The sequence below is a fragment of the Pectobacterium versatile genome (genome assembly GCF_003932035.1).
GTDB classification, from domain to species: domain Bacteria; phylum Pseudomonadota; class Gammaproteobacteria; order Enterobacterales; family Enterobacteriaceae; genus Pectobacterium; species Pectobacterium versatile.
On sequence record NZ_CP034276.1, the window covers coordinates 417,382 to 435,146 of the forward strand.

The 17,765-nt window shown below is 52.2% G+C and carries 16 protein-coding genes; 8 read left to right on the forward strand and 8 right to left on the reverse strand.

Translation table 11 applies throughout. The features are described 5' to 3' along the window. The first annotated feature begins 206 nt into the window (after positions 1–206). The 7 genes from EIP93_RS01915 to EIP93_RS01945 all read left to right on the forward strand — a co-directional run bounded on the left by EIP93_RS01915 (position 207) and on the right by EIP93_RS01945 (position 7,734). Positions 207–542, forward strand: coding sequence for a DUF2314 domain-containing protein (locus tag EIP93_RS01915; protein ID WP_125232185.1), 336 nt, complete (start codon positions 207–209; stop codon positions 540–542). A 49-nt stretch (positions 543–591) separates the two neighbouring features. Beyond that, a complete protein-coding gene (locus tag EIP93_RS01920; protein WP_107332197.1) occupies positions 592–1,242 on the forward strand; it encodes a hypothetical protein in 651 nt (216 codons plus the stop codon). A gap of 35 nt (positions 1,243–1,277) precedes the next feature. Beyond that, a complete protein-coding gene (locus EIP93_RS01925) occupies positions 1,278–1,781 on the forward strand; it encodes an SUKH-3 domain-containing protein (RefSeq protein WP_103861618.1) in 504 nt (167 codons plus the stop codon). Between the two features lie 199 nt (positions 1,782–1,980). Further along, entirely contained in the window at positions 1,981–4,251 is a 2,271-nt protein-coding gene (gene parC, locus EIP93_RS01930) for a DNA topoisomerase IV subunit A (protein WP_103861617.1), read from the forward strand. A 150-nt stretch (positions 4,252–4,401) separates the two neighbouring features. Beyond that, positions 4,402–5,139 (forward strand): 1-acylglycerol-3-phosphate O-acyltransferase, encoded by a 738-nt coding sequence (locus EIP93_RS01935; RefSeq protein WP_125232186.1) that lies wholly within the window; start codon positions 4,402–4,404, stop codon positions 5,137–5,139. A gap of 101 nt (positions 5,140–5,240) precedes the next feature. Further along, on the forward strand, positions 5,241–6,656 hold the full coding sequence (gene ftsP / locus EIP93_RS01940) for a cell division protein FtsP (protein WP_107332200.1): 1,416 nt from the start codon (positions 5,241–5,243) through the stop codon (positions 6,654–6,656). 340 nt (positions 6,657–6,996) lie between these two features. Beyond that, entirely contained in the window at positions 6,997–7,734 is a 738-nt protein-coding gene (locus EIP93_RS01945; protein WP_105879905.1) for a GntR family transcriptional regulator, read from the forward strand. Positions 7,735–7,783: 49 nt separating this feature from the next. Here EIP93_RS01945 and dkgA read toward each other — a convergent pair whose 3' ends face one another. The 3 genes from dkgA to EIP93_RS01960 all read right to left on the reverse strand — a co-directional run bounded on the left by dkgA (position 7,784) and on the right by EIP93_RS01960 (position 10,802). Continuing rightward, the gene (gene dkgA / locus EIP93_RS01950) at positions 7,784–8,611 is read right to left on the reverse strand and encodes a 2,5-didehydrogluconate reductase DkgA (protein WP_039470376.1); all 828 of its coding nucleotides are present in this window, start codon (positions 8,609–8,611) and stop codon (positions 7,784–7,786) included. A gap of 283 nt (positions 8,612–8,894) precedes the next feature. Then, positions 8,895–10,058 carry an alcohol dehydrogenase gene (gene yqhD, locus EIP93_RS01955; protein ID WP_125232187.1) on the reverse strand — a complete coding sequence of 388 codons (1,164 nt, stop codon included), beginning with the start codon at positions 10,056–10,058 and terminating at the stop codon, positions 8,895–8,897. A gap of 3 nt (positions 10,059–10,061) precedes the next feature. Beyond that, positions 10,062–10,802, reverse strand: coding sequence for an NADPH-dependent oxidoreductase (locus EIP93_RS01960; RefSeq protein WP_095701349.1), 741 nt, complete (start codon positions 10,800–10,802; stop codon positions 10,062–10,064). 232 nt (positions 10,803–11,034) lie between these two features. Here EIP93_RS01960 and EIP93_RS01965 point away from each other — a divergent pair, with 232 nt between their 5' ends. Further along, complete coding sequence (locus tag EIP93_RS01965) at positions 11,035–12,030, forward strand: AraC family transcriptional regulator (protein WP_103861704.1); 996 nt, start codon at positions 11,035–11,037, stop codon at positions 12,028–12,030. A 30-nt stretch (positions 12,031–12,060) separates the two neighbouring features. Here the strand turns inward: EIP93_RS01965 and EIP93_RS01970 are convergent, their stop codons facing one another. The 5 genes from EIP93_RS01970 to EIP93_RS01990 all read right to left on the reverse strand — a co-directional run bounded on the left by EIP93_RS01970 (position 12,061) and on the right by EIP93_RS01990 (position 17,361). Then, complete coding sequence (locus EIP93_RS01970; protein WP_103861613.1) at positions 12,061–12,720, reverse strand: DedA family protein; 660 nt, start codon at positions 12,718–12,720, stop codon at positions 12,061–12,063. A 330-nt stretch (positions 12,721–13,050) separates the two neighbouring features. Beyond that, positions 13,051–14,241, reverse strand: a complete 1,191-nt coding sequence (metC, locus tag EIP93_RS01975; protein ID WP_103942127.1) for a cystathionine beta-lyase — start codon at positions 14,239–14,241, stop codon at positions 13,051–13,053. Between the two features lie 264 nt (positions 14,242–14,505). Next, positions 14,506–15,798 carry a TRAP transporter large permease gene (locus EIP93_RS01980; RefSeq protein WP_125232188.1) on the reverse strand — a complete coding sequence of 431 codons (1,293 nt, stop codon included), beginning with the start codon at positions 15,796–15,798 and terminating at the stop codon, positions 14,506–14,508. Between the two features lie 15 nt (positions 15,799–15,813). Continuing rightward, entirely contained in the window at positions 15,814–16,320 is a 507-nt protein-coding gene (locus EIP93_RS01985) for a TRAP transporter small permease (protein WP_107332203.1), read from the reverse strand. A 63-nt stretch (positions 16,321–16,383) separates the two neighbouring features. Then, on the reverse strand, positions 16,384–17,361 hold the full coding sequence (locus tag EIP93_RS01990) for a TRAP transporter substrate-binding protein (RefSeq protein ID WP_107332204.1): 978 nt from the start codon (positions 17,359–17,361) through the stop codon (positions 16,384–16,386). Positions 17,362–17,765: the final 404 nt, after the last annotated feature.

The following is a 17,765-nucleotide window of genomic DNA, read 5'->3' on the forward strand; positions in this document are numbered from 1 at the left end:
AAACATGGCGTGCTGGTCGCTAACGTCTGCAAGGGAAATGCAAAACGTCGAATAACATTAATTATCATGTGGAAATGATAATTATTATCAATATGCTAAGCATTATCATTTGTTGTTGCAACGATGATGAATAATTCTTAATGAAACGGTATGTGTGCTATCAATACTGACGCGACGGTATATGCGAGATGTATCAATGAGGCGTAATGAAATTACCGACTTACGAAACTGACTGCTACGAGCTGGACGATGGCGAAGCGCTTAACCGCGAGTACCCGGACTCATTCTGGATTCCAGACAACGCGGTGCGTGAATCATTAGCACCCGATGATTTTGTTAAGTTGATATTCCGTATGGAAAAAGCCGTAGGCGCGGATGCGCTGTCGGTGGAAAGGATGTGGGTCAGAGTGACGAAAAAGCATCACGCGTTTTACGAAGGTGTTTTAGATAATGACCCCACGGGAAGTGACTGCGTGCGGTGCGGCCAGATTGTGGTGTTTCAGGCTCGTCATGTGATTGGCATTTATGGAAAAGATGGCTAGCCGCGTTGCTATCTGTGCGCTGTTCTGATGGTTGATAGGGTATTTGTCGATGAAGATTGCTGCACTTAGGTCGAAGGCTCGGCGTAACACGCTGGAAGTTGAGCATATTCTTGCGGCGGCGAAAGCGCGCTTGCCGGGGTTACGCGATGAGCTTAATCGGCTATCCGCTGAGTTTAACTGGTCTCACTCACCGTACTTGCCCGACGGCACACACGTTGTTCCGTTAGCGAAATGGGCTGAAATTGCAGGCGCTTATGCTGAGGAAGGAATTGAAGCACTCGGCGTGCTGGCGGCTGAACCCGACAATGTCGCGTATGTGATTGGCCTACTGGAAGAGCTTCGGTCTCATGCCGCGGTGGATGCACTGATCGCTTTCTTTCCCGCAGTCATGCAGGTTCCTGAACAGGCACCCGAAACGGCGTGGCGCCTTACCACGGCCTATAACTTACTCCTGAGCATAAAAGGCAGTGTTGTGGCGACGGATGAGCAGGCAACCGCCGTTCGCACTTTCCTGATGCGGCTGTTACCGCTGGCGATGACGGAACATCACACCTTACTGATATTCTGTGCGCTGCGTGGCGTGGGCGATTCATCCTCTCTGGATCTGCTGGCAAGCCAGAACGATCTGGCTCCGCCCAATAACACGATAAGGATGAGTGCAATACGCGCTATTCGTCAGCGACTGCGAAATACACGCTGACTTTTTCCTTCGCTGCTACTGCGAGATGACTCACGATGTCGATTGAAATACCCGCATCCGTTCTTCCACTGTTTCACGCGGCAGGCTGGCCGCGTGCTGAAGTACAATCAATTCCGCCGTTTGTGCCGGAGAATCACCCGGCTTTCGCTATCCTGCGCGCGTTCAGTGGGCTGACGGTCGGGCAGTGCGGCACAGGAGAAACGTGTGCCAGCGGCGACATCGTTTTTGGCGGCAGCGAAGATTTGCAGCAGGATGAAACGCTGCTCGAGTGGCAAGGTATTCTGAACTCGACGTTGATTCTTATCGGTGAAACCCACCATTCTCACGGTGCTTTACTGATGGATAATGCGGGAGCCTGCTACGGGATGAGCTTTATCCATGAGGCATTCTGGTTTGAAGGGGCGTCTTTTGGTGCCGCCGTTGAACGCATTCTGTTGGGCCGCAAGGGGCAACCGATGCTGCGACCAGACCAGCCGTCAATTTCTATGTATGGCGAAACGATTACCGCAGATCATCCGAGTGTTCATCGCTACCGCTAGCCACCTTCTCCGGCAACTGTCGGATCCACACCAGTGATGATTTTCTGAGATGACAGCGTTCTCTGTGGCGTGATTTCCTGTGAATGGTTCTCTGTGACATCACCTCATCAGATAAGGTACTATTCCCGCCAAACATACCGCCGCTATGGCGTGCCGGAAAGCGTAACCATCGCGCCGCGATGTGAGGGAAGTGAGATAAATGAGTGAGATGACTCATGACGGCGCAGAAAGCCTTGCGCTGCGCACGTTTACCGAAAATGCATACCTAAATTATTCCATGTACGTCATCATGGACAGGGCATTGCCGTTCATTGGCGATGGCCTGAAGCCTGTGCAGCGTCGCATTGTGTATGCGATGTCCGAGCTGGGACTGAATTCCAGCGCCAAATTTAAAAAATCTGCCCGTACCGTGGGTGACGTGCTGGGTAAATACCATCCGCACGGCGACAGTGCCTGCTATGAAGCGATGGTGCTGATGGCGCAGCCGTTCTCTTACCGTTATCCGCTGGTGGATGGTCAGGGGAACTGGGGGGCACCGGACGATCCGAAATCGTTCGCCGCCATGCGTTATACCGAATCGCGGTTGTCCAAATATGCAGAACTGCTGCTGTCCGAGCTCGGACAGGGTACGGTCGATTACACCCCGAACTTTGACGGCACGATGCAAGAGCCGAAGATGCTGCCTGCTCGTCTGCCTAATATTCTGCTGAACGGCACCACTGGGATCGCCGTTGGGATGGCGACGGACATACCGCCGCACAACGTGCGTGAAGTCGCCGCCGCCGCAGTGATGCTGCTGGAAAACCCAAAGGCCTCGCTGGAAGAGTTGTTGCAGCATGTTCAAGGGCCGGATTTCCCGACGGAAGCCGAAATCATTACGCCACGCGATGAAGTGCGCAAACTCTACCAGAATGGCCGTGGTTCCGTGCGTATGCGTGCGGTCTGGAAGAAAGAAGACGGTGATGTCGTCATTACCGCGCTGCCACATCAGGTTTCTGGTGCCAAAGTGCTGGAGCAGATTGCCAGCCAGATGCGTGCGAAGAAGCTGCCGATGGTCGAAGACCTGCGCGATGAATCCGATCACGAGAATCCAACCCGTTTGGTGCTGGTGCCGCGCTCGAACCGTATCGATATGGATCAGGTGATGAACCACCTGTTCGCCACGACCGATCTGGAAAAAAGCTATCGCGTTAACATGAACATGATCGGTCTGGATGGTCGCCCTAGTGTGAAAGGGCTGGTCGAGATCCTGAGCGAATGGCTGGTCTTCCGTCGCGACACCGTGTGCCGCCGTCTGAACTACCGTCTGGAAAAAGTGCTCAAGCGCCTGCATATCCTTGAAGGCTTGCTGATCGCGTTCCTGAATATTGATGAAGTCATTCATATCATCCGCACGGAAGATGAGCCGAAGCCCGTTCTGATGCGCCAGTTCAGCCTGAGTGAAACACAGGCTGAAGCGATCCTGGAGCTGAAATTACGTCATTTGGCCAAGCTGGAAGAGGTGAAAATCCGCGGTGAGCAGGGCGATCTGGCAAAAGAGCGCGATCAGCTTCAAGCGCTGCTGGCATCCGATCGTAAGCTCAGCAACCTGATTAAGAAAGAAATTCAGTCCGATGCGCAAGCCTATGGTGACGATCGTCGTTCGCCGCTGCGTGAACGTGGCGAAGCGAAAGCGATGAGCGAGCACGACTTTGTGCCGTCCGAACCGGTTACCATTGTGCTGTCAGAAATGGGCTGGGTACGTAGCGCGAAAGGGCATGACATCGATCCTACTGGGCTGAGCTATAAAGCGGGCGATAGCTTCCGCGCCGTGGCGAAAGGTAAGAGCAATCAGCCTGTGGTGTTCATTGACTCCACTGGCCGCAGCTATGCGCTGGATCCGATCACGCTGCCTTCTGCACGCGGTCAGGGTGAGCCGCTGACGGGCAAACTCACGCCGCCGCCGGGCGCGACGATTGAACAGGTGCTGATGGCCGCAGACGATCAGCCGCTGCTGATGGCATCGGATGCGGGCTACGGCTTCGTCTGTACCTTCAACGATCTGGTCGCGCGTAACCGCGCGGGTAAAGCGATTATTACGCTGCCGGATAACGCGAAGGCGCTGGCACCGATCGAGATCAAAGGCGACGATAACCTGCTGATGGCGATCACCGCCGCAGGCAGAATGCTGCTGTTCCCTGTCTCCGACTTACCACAGCTGTCGAAGGGCAAGGGCAACAAGATTGTGTCCATCTCCTCGGCTGATTTTGCGGAAGGCAAAGACCGTCTGACCTGGCTGTATCTGCTGCCACCACAGGCTTCAGTCACGCTGTACTTCGGTAAGCGTAAGCTGGTGCTGCGTCCAAACGAGCTTCAGAAGTATCAGGGCGAGCGCGGGCGGAAAGGCACATTGCTGCGTGGGTTACAGCGCATCGACCGGATTGAGGTGGATGCACCGCAGCAAATTAGCACCGGCAGCAGCGAAGAATAACGCCTCCGTATTGTCATGTGCATGTTGAGAAAGGCGGTGTCATACCGCCTTTCTTTAGTTTCCGGTTGCCATCCCGTCGCAAATTGAATCACCGTGTGTTTTAGCGCGAAATCGCTATACTAGCGGCGGCTGTCGGCTCATGAGGTTGCTATGTTATCCATTTTGCGTTTTTTTATTGTCGTTATATTTTCGATTTTGATCTGTATTTTTGGCTTGTTTTACTGCCTGTTCAGCCCTCGAAATCCCCGCCATGTAGCGACCTTCGGCCATCTTTTTGGTCGCTTGTCCGTCGTGTTTGGCCTGAAAGTAGAAATGCGGATACCGGAAGAAGCAGCGCATTACGGCAACTGCATCTATATCGCGAATCATCAGAACAACTACGATATGGTCACGGTATCCAGTGCAGTTCAGCCTCGTACTGTTACCGTGGGCAAGAAAAGCCTGCTGTGGATCCCGTTCTTCGGGCCACTTTATTGGCTGACGGGTAACTTGCTGATTGACCGTGAAAACCGCGCTAAAGCGCATGGCACCATTGCCCAGGTCGTGAAGCATATTAAAGAGCGCAACACCTCTATCTGGATGTTCCCCGAAGGTACGCGCAGCCGTGGACGTGGCCTGATGCCCTTCAAAACCGGTGCCTTTCATGCCGCGATTAGCGCAGACGTGCCAGTTGTGCCGATTTGCGTTTCTACGACCAGCAATAAGGTGAAGTTGAACCGCTGGAATAACGGACTCGTTATCGTCGAAATGTTGCCACCCATCGATACCCGTGCATATACCAAAGAGCAGGTTCGCGAGCTGGCTGCACATTGCCATGATGTGATGGCTGCCAAGATTGCGGAACTGGATGCGGAAGTCGCGGCGCGCGAAGCAGCAGACAAAAAATAAAATTATCCCATCGAGTTACTCGATTATTTCTTCCGATTGTCTATTCAAGCACGAATCGGAAGTTAAACTTTGCTTACGGTTAATGGATTTACGGAGTCATTATGTCACTCAGCCGACGTCAGTTTATTCAGGCATCGGGCCTTGCGTTATGTGCGGGTATGACGCCACTGGCAGCCAAAGCCAGTGGGAACCCCGCCGCATTGCCGATACCGCCATTACTGGAGTCGCGCCGAGGCCAGCCGCTTTTTCTGACCATGCAGCGTGCCCATTGGGCATTCTCCGGTGACCGCAAGACCTCCATTTGGGGAATCAACGGCCATTATCTGGGGCCGACGGTGCGGGTGTATGACGGCGACGATGTTAAGCTGATTTACAGTAACCGCCTGAATGAGCCCGTCGCGATGACGATCGGCGGGTTGCAGGTGCCGGGGCCGCTGATGGGCGGCGCGGCTCGCATCATCTCTCCCGGAACTGACTGGTCACCGGTATTGCCTGTTCGTCAGCCAGCGGCGACCTGCTGGTATCATGCCAATACGCCGAACCGCATGGCCCCACATATCTATAACGGGCTGGCTGGGCTATGGCTGGTGGAAGACAGCGTCAGTAAATCCCTGCCGCTTCCCAATCACTACGGTGTTGATGATTTCCCATTGATTATTCAGGATAAACGACTGGATAACTTTGGTGTCCCTCTCTATAACCCGCCTTCTAACGGCGGATTTGTGGGGGACTCGCTGCTCGTCAACGGCGTGCAAAATCCCTTCATTGAAGTGTCCCGTGGCTGGGTTCGCCTGAGATTGCTGAACGCATCGAACTCCCGGCGTTATGTGATGCGGCTGAGCGATGGCCGGGCGATGCATGTGATCGCCAGCGATCAAGGGTTATTACCGGCACCAATGGCGGTGAACCAGCTTTCTCTCGCGCCCGGCGAACGACGCGAAATTCTGGTCGACATGTCGCAAGGCGAAGAGGTCACGCTGACGGCAGGCGAGTCGGCTGGGATTATGGATCGTCTGCGCGGGCTATTCGAGCCTTCCAGCATCCTGATTTCGACGCAAATACTCACGCTGAAGCCGACGGGACTGTTGCCATTAGTCACGGATAACCTGCCGATGCGCTTGCTGGCCGACAACATCATTGAAGGCAGCATCAGCCGCACGCGCGAATTCCGTCTGGGTGACAGTCTACCCGGCATCAACGGCGCGATGTGGGACATGACGCGGGCTGATGTACAAACCCAGCTTGGCCGCTGTGAGCGCTGGATAATCCACGCGGACACGCCGCAGGCTTTCCACATTCAGGGCGTCAAATTCCTGGTGCGCAGCGCGAGTGGTCGTCCGCCAGCGGTGGAAGACAGCGGCTGGAAAGATACGGTGTGGGTAGATAGTGATGTCGAGCTACTGGTTTATTTCACGCAGCCTTCCTCAATGGCGTTCCCCTTCCTGTATTACAGCCAGACGCTGGAACTGGCCGATCGCGGCTCGACGGGGCAGCTCATCGTACAATCTGCGATGTAAACCGACCCATAGCCAGCCAACTTCTCCGCGTTACCCTCCGCCGTGACAAATGTGACGGCGATGCTTATCTGTTTCTTAATGTGATCCACCTCTATTCAGACAAACCAAAATTAAAGATGCGAAGGCGTGCGGACGATACCTTATATATTGATGTTGCTATTAATTAAGGGTGAATGGCGTTTTGCGTCGCGTACTGTTCCGGGTCTGATTGGTGCTAAAAGAACATTTTTTATTACAACAATGTCAGAGTCAGAGCGTTTCGTTTCGCTATGAAATCAGGTTCACTTTCTGTTTTAACCTGTACGCAGCCAGAACGCTGCGTCACTAAAAGGGCTGCACTATGCGGGAATTACTGCTTTGGGTCAGGGATCAGCTGGCTGGAGCGCCGTCGGCGCCTCGCTATATGCAGCTCGCGTCGTTGCTTGAATCAGAAATCGGCCGCCGTAAGACGTTATCCGGCCAGTTCTTACCCGCCGAAAGACTGATTGCGCAGCAGTTGGGATTGTCGCGCGTAACGGTTTCCCGTTCCCTGTCTCTGCTGGAAGAGAAAGGGCTGATTGTGCGCCAGCAAGGGGTGGGAACCCGCGTGGCTCAACGGCTTAACTACGCGTTGAGCGCCGATGATGAAGGGTTCACCGCGCTGATATTGAAACAAGGCGGCGTCGCTGGCAGCCTTTGGTTAGAAAAGGCAATACAGGTTCCGCCTGCTGCCATCGCCGCAAAAATGTCTCTGCCGGAAGGCGAGGCCGTCACTTATCTGCGACGCGTCCGGCTCAGCAATGGCGAGCCTGTTTCGCTGGAAACGACCTGGATACCGCAAAAATTCCTACCCGATCCAGAAGCGCTTGAGCAATCTCTCTATCAATATTGGGTGACGCGTGGCATCACGCCGGACAAAAAACGCTATCGTTTCAAAGCGATTGCCTGTAAGGCGGAAATCGCCACGCTTCTTGGTATTGCGGCGGAGGCACCAGCGCTGTATTGCCAACTGCATGTTTATAACGAACGGGGTGAACTGCTGGAATACAGCGAAGCACATTGCCGTAGCGATGTGTATGAGATTCAGTTTGCCGATTAGAAGAACAATGCCAGCACGGTGAATGCTGGCATCGACGGTGGATTAGCTCTTAGTCGTTTCTGGGTTCGTCAGGGTCTGAGCCCAGACGCTTCCCGCTGTCCAGCTTGGCAATTTCCCCCAGTTCGTCTTTATCCAGACGGAAATCAAACACCTCGAAGTTTTCCTTGATGCGTGCAGGCGTCACCGATTTAGGTATCACCACCAGCCCGCTGTCCAGATGCCAGCGGATCACGATCTGTGCTGGCGTTTTTCCGTATTTGCTCGCCAGTTTACGGATAATGGGATGGTCGAAGACGCCTTCGCCACCCTGCGCCAGAGGGCTCCAGGATTCTGTCTGGATATGGTGCGTGGCGTTCCAGGAATGAAGTTGCTTTTGCTGGAGAAGAGGATGCAGCTCGACCTGATCGATGACCGGCAAGACGCCCGTTTCTTCTTTTAACCGCTGTAAGTGGTGAGTGTGGAAATTACTGACGCCGATACTTTTCGCCAGACCTTGTTCCTGGAGTTTGATGAGCCCGCGCCAGGCATCCACGAAGGTGTTCTGTTGTGGGAGCGGCCAGTGAATCAGGTAGAGATCGATATAATCTAACCGAAGTTTTCTCAGACTCTCTTCCAGTGCTTTTTGGGGATCGGTGTGATCGCCATTCCAGAGCTTGGTGGTGATGAACACCTCTTCACGCGGCAGGTTCGCGGAACTCAGTGCCTGACCAACGGCCTCCTCGTTCTTATAAATCGCGGCGGTATCGATCGCCCGATAACCGATGGACAAAGCCTCAGTCACGGCGATCACCGTGTCCTCACTGCTTGCTCGCCAGACACCAAGGCCCAACTGGGGCATGATATTGCCGTCCGCCAGTTTAACTTTCGGTTGCGTCATCTCATTCTCCTTTTATATCCGTTAATCCATAAACGTATCATAGGGTTAACTGGATGGGCGACCTGTTCATATCACGGACATAGCGGAACGTGATCCCTAGCAGGAACAGGCATATGATTTCATTCTAGTAGAAAAATTCGTCAGTTATACATTGCCTGATGATAAAGGGAGCCGGTTGGCTCCCTTTAACAGACACAGCATTGAGGGTATATCATCTGATATAGGCGTGGTTTAAACGATAGCGTTTTCTCCTGTCACTCGAAGGATTGGGGATTAGAGGGGCTTAACGTGCTGCCTCATAAATCTTCTGGCTTTCTTCCAGCGTGATGTCGCGGTGTTCGCCTAGCGCAGTCAGACCGTGCTCGCTGAGTTTGGCGACCAGCGTTGGAATGGAGCTGCCATCCAACTGATAGTCAGACATGCGAGTCGGCACGCCCATTTTCTCGAAGAAGTCACGCGTGGCGGCAATCGCGCCACCAATGCGCTGATCTTCGCTACCGTCACGCAGGTTCCAGACGCGCTCGGCGTATTGCAGCAGTTTGTCGCGCTTCTGGGCTTTTCTTGCCGCCAGCATGGCCGGCAGAATGATAGCCAGCGTCTGGGCATGGTCAAGACCGTGCAGCGCCGTTAATTCGTGTCCTAGCATGTGGGTTGACCAGTCCTGCGGCACGCCTGCGCCAATCAGGCCGTTCAACGCCATGGTAGCGCTCCACATCACATTGGCTCTGACCTTGTAGTTCTCCGGTTCAGCCAGCGCGCGCGGGCCTTCTTCAACCAGCGTCAGCAGTAAACCTTCCGCAAAACGATCCTGTACTTTGGCATCGACGGAATAGGTCAGGTACTGTTCAACCGTGTGAACGAAGGCATCGACTACGCCGTTCGCGATCTGGCGAGCGGGCAGGGTGTACGTCACGACCGGGTCGAGCACCGCGAAAAGCGGCTGCGTGTGGCGTGAGCGGAAAGCGAGCTTATCGTTGGTCGATTTACGGGTGATGACCGCGCCGTTGTTGGATTCCGAACCGGTCGCAGGCAGGGTGAGCACGGCTGCCAGTGCGACGCCGCGATCGATTTCCGCCCCACCGGTTTGCAGAATATGCCACGGGTCTTGCGCCGCCTGATAGTCTGCGGCGGCAGCGATAAATTTCGTGCCATCAACCACAGAGCCACCGCCAACCGCCAGTAGGAAGTCAATCTTCTCCGCCCGGACAACCTCGACGGCTTTCATCAGCGTTTCGTAAGTTGGGTTGGGCTCAATGCCAGCAAATTCGCGTACGTTGCGGCCTTCTAAGGCGCGATAGACCTGATCCAGCACGCCATTGTGCTTCACGCTGCCGCCGCCGTAGGTAATGAGGATACGGGCATCGGCAGGAATTTCTTTGCCTAATTCAGCAATCTGGCCTTCGCCAAACAAAATCTTGGTAGGGGTATGGAGTGTGAAATTTAGCATAGGTTATTTGTCCAGTTTAAAGCCCTGTTGGAGGATCGCGGGCAAGACTTTCGGGAAGTAGATGTGTTGATAGTAACTGGCGGTGTTGTCACCCCAGTTGTCGCCGTCTGTGCGGCTGGTTTGCTGCCAGTGTGCCACCAGCGTTTGGTTATATTGCTCAATCGCCGCAGGCAGAACGTCTTGATGATAGGTTTCATCATGGCGGAATGAGTTCAGCGGCAGGCGCGGTTTCTGATGCGCAGGGGTATCGACATAGCCGATAGCGACGCCTGCAACGGGGAACGTCAGTTCAGGAAGTTCCAGAAAGTCGATCATCGCCTGTGGGTCGCGGCGAATGCCGCCAATCGGGACAATGCCCAGCCCAAATGAACGTGCGGCGGCCATTAGCGTGCCGAGCGCGATGCCGACATCCGTTGTGCCGGAAATCAGGCTTTCAAGGCTTTCATGCGCGTGCTGCTGCTTGTCGCTCATGGCAATCCCGACCTGCGTTTTATGCATATCCAGCACCACGGTAATGAAGACGGGTGCTTGGGCAATCCACGGTTGGCCGCCAGCCAATTCGGCAATGCGTGCTTTGCGTTCTGGGTCGCGGGTGACGATGAGCGAGACCTGCTGAGAGTTTACGGACGTCGGTGCCAGATGGGCGGACTGAATAATGGCATCCAGCACGTCATCGGGAATCGCTTTATCAAGATAGCTACGTTCACTGCGGTGTGAGGTGAACAGCTCAATCGTTTTATTCATGTCTTTTCCCGTGGGATGAGGGGATGGCGGTATGCTCAATATTGTCATCAACCCACGTAAGACGTTCAATGCACATTTCTGTTTGGTTATTGCCTATTTCTCCAAAATACAGGAGAAAAGGGTGATAATAATTCGCAGGTATGTCATTTTGTTTCTTCTGTCAGGAGAGAGGCTTCGGGCAGGAAAAGTGAACCCGTAGCGAGAGAACACCATTTTGACGCAGACCCCATACATGTTGACGGAACACCAAGGCATGTCGACAGAAAGCCAATGCGAGCGGCTTGTTCAGAAACAGCCAGAACTGCAACAGATTGAGCTGCAACAGACGGTGCGGCAGCGTATCGTGCAGCAGGCAATACGCTGTTCAACCAAAAGTTGGGCTACGCCGTCGCTCGTGCCGCAGGTCAGAATTCTTTATACGGAACAGCATCATCCGCGTGTTCCGGTGATGTATGAACCGACGATTGTCATCATTTTTCAGGGCCAAAAGATTGGCTATCTGGGCGGAAAAACCTTCCAGTATGACCCGGAAAACTACCTGTTGATGACCGTGCCGCTGCCGTTCGAATGTGAAACGATAGCCAGCGTTGAACACCCGCTGGTGGGGATGGCGATCCGTATCGATATCCAGATGCTTCAGGATTTGCTGATCGACATCGGTGACGACGACAGCGCGATCCGCCCCTGTTCCTGCACGTGTGGGGTGAACAGCGCGCCGCTGACCGATGAGATTCTGTGTGCCGTTGAACGGCTGTTGGATGCGATGGATAACCCGCGTGATGCCCGCGTGCTGGGCCCGGCGATTGTGCGCGAGATTATCTATCATATGCTCTGCGGCGAACGCGGTGCGGCGTTACAGGCGTTGGTGAATCGACACACGCATTTCAGCCAGATAGCCAAGTCTCTGCGGCGTATTGAAAACCACTATGCCGATAGCCTGAATGTGGAACAGCTGGCGTCTGAAGTGAACATGAGCGTCTCGGCGTTTCATCATAACTTTAAGGCCGTCACCAACACATCGCCATTGCAGTACCTGAAATCCTACCGCTTGCATAAAGCGCGCGTGATGATGATCAACGAAGGGCTAAGAGCGGGCGTCGCGGCGGCCCGCGTCGGGTATGAGAGCGTGTCGCAGTTTAGCCGGGAATTTAAGCGCTATTTCGGTGCGACGCCGAGCGATGAAGTCACGAGAGTAAAAGCCAGTAACATGGTGGTTGAAGAAAGCTGAAGACGTTAAGAAAGCGTGCCGTTGCCCGATTTAGGCGACCGCACGTTTTTTGCGCCACACCACGATAGCCATGCCGATCAGGCCGCTCACCAGCAAAATAATCGGGAGCAGGATCAGCGCGGTCATCACCTGATCTTCATAGCGTTTGACCAGTGGAATGTGGCTGAGCGCATAGCCGAGCGTGACAATCCCCCCGACCCACAGCAGCCCGCTGAGCCAGTTGAAAATCTGAAAGCGCGTATTGTTTAACCCCGAAATCCCCGCCATCGTTGGCAGCAGCGTGCGGATAAACGCTAAAAAGCGGCCAACCAGCAGCGCCGCCAGACCGTGCTGGTGGAACAGGTGATAGGCGCGCTGGTGGTAATGCGCGGGAAGCTGTAACAGCCAGCCTTTTACCAACCGGGTATCGCTCAGCCAGCGCCCTTGCAGGTAGCTGAGCCAACAGCCGAGGCTGGCGGCGATGGTGAGGAGAATCATCGTAGGGAAAAAGCTCATCACGCCTTTGGCAATCATGGCACCAGTGAGCAACAGCAGGCTATCGCCGGGTAGAAAAGAAGCAGGCAGCAGGCCGTTTTCCAGAAACAGTGTCGTGAACAAAATGCCGTAAATCACCCAAATGACGTGGGGATCGGCCAGTGCACTAAAATCCTGCTGCCAGAGCGCCTGAATAATGTCATGAACCACACTCATATTACTTCCCGCCAGTGACGATATTCACTATCTCTCAGGCTGCGGCGTGGAACGCTGGGTTACCTGAAATCTACTGTCTATCAAGCCCTAATGGGCAAAATGCCTTGCCGCATGATGAGAAGGCGGCAGGGCTTAATGCTTAATTTTGGTTAAGGTAACGCAGTTTTTGGTAAGCGTTGACTCATGATCATCATAACGCATTACCCACCGTGCCGCAGGGGAAATCAAGATGCGGCGGTTTTATGGCCGTCACAATTTCTATATTTTATTTCCTGCCTAATTTCTTTTCCTGTCGTTTGGCAGCGGTGAGCTTGCTGACGCCTTGCTAGACTAGGCTCTCAGTCTGCTGAAACCGGCGGCCAGATCGTCGATCAGATCGTCACTGTCTTCAAGTCCAATATGTAACCGAATAAGTGTGCCAGTAAAATCCACACCGCCAACAGGGCGGATGGCTGCCAGATCTTCCGGCTGATTCGCCAGAATCAGCGATTCAAAGCCGCCCCAGGAGTACGCCATGCTGAAGTGCTCAAAATTATCCAGATAGTGTGCCAACGCTTCTTTGCTCAATTTCTCTTTCAACACAAAAGAGAACAAGCCGTTACAGCCCTTAAAGTCGCGTACGTAGAATTCATGCCCTTTGCACTCTGGTAAGGCCGGGTGGTTAACCACCGCAACTTCGGGTTGCTCCGCCAGCCACTTGGCAATGCGGATGCTGCTTTCCTGATGCTGCTTGAGTCTAACGCCCAATGTGCGCAGGCCACGGCTGGCGACATAGGCGGTATCGGCATCGACCATTTGTCCCATCAGGTAAGAGTGTTCACGCAGTTGCGCCCAGCAGCGTTCGTTAGCGACCGCCGTGCCTATCATGGCATCGGAATGGCCGACGATATATTTGGTGGCGGACTGAATGGAGATATCAATATCAAAGTCGAATGCCCTGAATAAAATGCCTGCCGCCCAGGTGTTGTCAATCATGACAATAATGTCGGGGTTGATGCGGCGCACGGCTTGTACGATGGCGGGTACATCGTGTACTTCCATCGTGATGGAGCCGGGCGATTCGAGAAAGACGACTTTGGTATTAGGCTGGATCAGCTCGGCAATACCGGCACCGATCAGCGGGTTAAAGTAGGTGGTGCTGACGTTCAGCTTGCTGAGGACTTTATTACAGAAATCCTGCGTGGGTTCATAGGCTGAACCGGTCACCAGCACATGATCGCCTGCTGAGACGAAAGAGAGAATCGCGTTAGAGATAGCCGCTGCACCGCATGGGTACAACACACAACCTGCACCGCCTTCCAGTTCAACCATCGCTTCCTGAAGCGAGAAATGGGTCAGCGTGCCGCGGCGGCCATAGAACAGCGCACCCTTGGCGCGGTTAATCGTGGCGTGTTTTTTGTCCTGCACGGTATCGAATACCAAAGAGGATGCGCGCTGAATAACGGGGTTGACGGAGCCGTGGGTGAATTTCTTGCTGCGTCCTGCGGCGACTAATGCTGTTGCCGTTTTTTTGCTTGTCATAACCACTATCACCTTTTCTGTTCAGTCCTGCCGGATGACTCACTACGCCGACTATTCCCGACCGTGAACGGTGGGGAATTGCGGGGGCATGATTGGATTTATAAGCGTTCGATTGATGAGGTCTACGTTATCACGGCTCGGGCGGCGTGTGGGCTTGAGTGGGGTAAGATCGGGTGTAGATGAAAACATTTCAGGAAGAAAATGCAGGGAAAGCGCCATGTTGTTCTGCATTGCTGTGAACGACATGACGCAATTGGGCGTGCGTTAACCCGTATGGACGCCAAAGAGTTTGGGTAGCCAGAGCGAGATAGCCGGAATATAGGTGACCAGCATCAGTACAAGAAAGAGCGCATAGTAGAAGGGCAGCATCGCTTTAACCACCTGTTCTATTTTCTGCTTACTGACTGCACTGGCGACGAATAATACTGAGCCAACTGGCGGTGTGATTAGGCCAACGCCCAAATTCACCATCATGATCATACCGAAGTGAACAGGGTCAATGCCGAGTGATACCGCTACCGGTAAAAGTACTGGAGTGAGGATTAGGATTAACGGAGCCATGTCCATCAGCGTGCCAAGTATCAGCAGCATGATGTTAATGCACATCAGGATGACGTACTTGTTATCCGAAATGGAGGTGAAAAACGCGGTAATGCGGCTCGGTAGCTGCATGTAGGTCATAACGGCCCCGAATGCGGCGGCAAAACCGATCAGGATCATCACGATCGTAACGGTTTTAACTGTGCGGTACATTAGCGTAGGCAGTTCAGACCACTTATAGTCTTTGTAGATAAACATCGTGACGAAGAAAGACCACAGACAGGCGATGGCTGCTGACTCGGTTGCGGTAAAAATGCCTGACAGAATTCCGCCCATAATGATGACAACCGTCATTAAGCCCCACAGGGTATCAACAAAGATTTTCAGCGCCTGACGAAAGGGAACCACTTCGCCTTTTGGATAACCCCGTTTATGTGCAAAGCCTACACACATGGCCATGAGTGTTAAACCCAGTAAAATACCCGGTAGAATGCCTGCGATAAATAAAGAAGCGATAGACACTGAACCGCCAGCAGCCAGTGAATAAATAACGGAGTTATGGCTGGGAGGGATCAATATTGCCTGAACTGAACCACTGGCAGTAACGGCAGCGGCGAAATCACGTGGATAACCCTTCTTCTCCATTTCCGGGATCATCACAGAGCCGATTGACGCGGTGTCTGCGACGGAGGAGCCGGATATTGCACCGAAGAACGTTGAGGCTACGATATTCACCAGCGATAAGCCGCCGCGAATAAAGCCAACAAAGATATAGGCAAAATTAACCAGACGGCGGGCGATGCCACCTTCGGCCATAATGGCCCCAGCCAGAATAAAGAACGGGATAGCCAGTAATGAGAACTTATTGACTCCACTGGTGATTTGAATCATCACCGCTTCCAGCGGAATGTCGATCCAAAAGGCACCGATAATGGCACTCAAGCCAACGGAATAGGCGACAGGCACACCAACGGCGAGCAATATCGCTAATGATGCAAGTAAAACAAAGGCATCCATAATACTCGCTCCAGATTAGGCATTGCCCATTATGACCACAGGGCGTTTATCCTGTGGGCCAAAGCAAATGCGTTCGATGATGAATAAAAAAGTGATAAATGAACCTATCGGAAGAGGTAAATAAGTTTGCCCAGCACTTAATAATGGAAATTCGGCAACCTGTTGTTCCCAAAGTTCAAGACAAAGCTGAATGCCGTAATAAAGAATAAATAGTGTGATTAACATCATTAAAAGATCGGCTAGAAAAGCACAGCCTTTTTTCATCGTTTCTGGTAAACGATCGGTTAACATCGTGACAGCAATATGCGTACAGGCTCGGTAGCTGACGGCAGCACCAACAAAGGTGAACGTCACCATACAAAGAATTGATATGGGTTCTGGCCAGGATATCCCCTCATTCATGATGTAACGAGAGAATATGCCTATTGGAATAATTATAGTCATGATGAATAAAGCAAGGCCGGATACCCACATAGCAATTTTATAGAGGATATCCATGGCTAAAATATATTTATTTGCCATCTTATTTACCTGATGAAGATAAGAACGGGTAAATACATCGTGATTTACCCGTATTTTTATCGGTTATTTCACGTCGGCGACGGCTTTAATCAGATCCTGATATTTAGCACCAAACTGATCGCGGACGGGTTGGGTGGCTTTGAAATAATAGTCATTATCTATTTCATGGAACTGGACGCCACCAGCTTTCATTTTATCCAAAGATTGCTGGGTATATTCATTCCACAGCACGCGTTGTTCTTGCTGAGCCTCTTTCGCTAATTTCAGGATCAGATCCTGATCTTCTTTAGAAAGTTTGTCCCATTTTGTTTTGGAATACAGGAACAGCTCAGGAATGATGAAGTGACGGCTCCAGGTGAAATTCTTGGCAACAGGCATGTAGTTATGCGCAACATAGGTCGGCGGATTATTTTCGGTGCCGTCAATCACCCCAGTTTGCATGCCGCTGAAGACTTCGCTGGTGCCCATGGCGATGGAATTAGCGCCCATGGCTTTCAACGTTGCGAGAGCAACTTGACTGGTTTGAACACGAATTTTCATGCCTTTGAGGTCTTCAGGTTTTGCAACGGGCTGCTTGGTGATTAAATTACGTGTGCCCGCATCCATCCAGCCCAGAAAAACCAATTTTGATTTACTGCTATGGGTAATCTTGTCACCAATTTCCTGACCGATTTTGCCATCCAGCACTTTATGCAGGTGATCTTCATCACGGAAAATATAGGGGAGCGTGAAGACTTCAATTTCTGGCAATATGGCTGCAACGGGCGTCATAGAAACACGAATGATATCAATGGCACCTAATTGTGCTTGCTCAATCATTTGTTTTTCATCGCCCAATACCCCGCCGGGAAAGGTTTTAATTTCCAGCCTGCCATTTGTGGCGGCTTTTAATTTTTCTCCCATTTTCTGAACGGCGACGACATTAGGATATCCTTCAGGGTGAACATCAGAGGCTTTAATTTGTTGTGCCTGAATCGCTTGGCTCATCAGGAGTGCAGTAGAACCCAGACAAACGCCGATCAATGTTTTCGACAGCTTCATTGAATGATCTCCAGAGGTAGGGTGACATTATCGATAATCAAAGGGTAATTAAAAAATTTAAACCCATGAAAAATAGTATGATGAAGAATGGATTTAATGATGAGAAGACGACCGCCTATTACGTATTATTGTGGCGTATGTCAGTATTCTCTGCGAGTTAAGCTAACCTATTATACAACTTCGTAGAATGACTCGCGTCACAAAAGAAAAAGCTAATATGAAATGCTGTTTTATATGGATTTAATTCCTATTTGACTTATAGAGATATACATAACGTTTTGTTTTTATTTATCTTACTGTGTGATTATGCATCTGTTTATTTCAGCAAACTTATCGCCAGTCATCATGAAATGGTGTGATAACTTAATGTCGATCACAAAAACCTCATGATATAGGGCTACGTT

Bases quoted from the DNA above. Each gene is read 5' to 3' on its own strand.
- EIP93_RS01925 (WP_103861618.1), top strand. From the start codon at position 1,278: ATGTCGATTGAAATACCCGCATCCGTTCTTCCACTGTTTCACGCGGCA.
- parC (WP_103861617.1), top strand. From the start codon at position 1,981: ATGAGTGAGATGACTCATGACGGCGCAGAAAGCCTTGCGCTGCGCACG.
- metC (WP_103942127.1), bottom strand. From the start codon at position 14,241: ATGACAAGCAAAAAAACGGCAACAGCATTAGTCGCCGCAGGACGCAGC.
- EIP93_RS01960 (WP_095701349.1), bottom strand. From the start codon at position 10,802: ATGAATAAAACGATTGAGCTGTTCACCTCACACCGCAGTGAACGTAGC.
- yqhD (WP_125232187.1), bottom strand. From the start codon at position 10,058: ATGCTAAATTTCACACTCCATACCCCTACCAAGATTTTGTTTGGCGAA.
- ftsP (WP_107332200.1), top strand. From the start codon at position 5,241: ATGTCACTCAGCCGACGTCAGTTTATTCAGGCATCGGGCCTTGCGTTA.
- EIP93_RS01935 (WP_125232186.1), top strand. From the start codon at position 4,402: ATGTTATCCATTTTGCGTTTTTTTATTGTCGTTATATTTTCGATTTTG.
- EIP93_RS01980 (WP_125232188.1), bottom strand. From the start codon at position 15,798: ATGGATGCCTTTGTTTTACTTGCATCATTAGCGATATTGCTCGCCGTT.
- EIP93_RS01990 (WP_107332204.1), bottom strand. From the start codon at position 17,361: ATGAAGCTGTCGAAAACATTGATCGGCGTTTGTCTGGGTTCTACTGCA.
- dkgA (WP_039470376.1), bottom strand. From the start codon at position 8,611: ATGACGCAACCGAAAGTTAAACTGGCGGACGGCAATATCATGCCCCAG.
- EIP93_RS01920 (WP_107332197.1), top strand. From the start codon at position 592: ATGAAGATTGCTGCACTTAGGTCGAAGGCTCGGCGTAACACGCTGGAA.
- EIP93_RS01970 (WP_103861613.1), bottom strand. From the start codon at position 12,720: ATGAGTGTGGTTCATGACATTATTCAGGCGCTCTGGCAGCAGGATTTT.
- EIP93_RS01965 (WP_103861704.1), top strand. From the start codon at position 11,035: ATGTTGACGGAACACCAAGGCATGTCGACAGAAAGCCAATGCGAGCGG.
- EIP93_RS01985 (WP_107332203.1), bottom strand. From the start codon at position 16,320: ATGGCAAATAAATATATTTTAGCCATGGATATCCTCTATAAAATTGCT.
- EIP93_RS01915 (WP_125232185.1), top strand. From the start codon at position 207: ATGAAATTACCGACTTACGAAACTGACTGCTACGAGCTGGACGATGGC.
- EIP93_RS01945 (WP_105879905.1), top strand. From the start codon at position 6,997: ATGCGGGAATTACTGCTTTGGGTCAGGGATCAGCTGGCTGGAGCGCCG.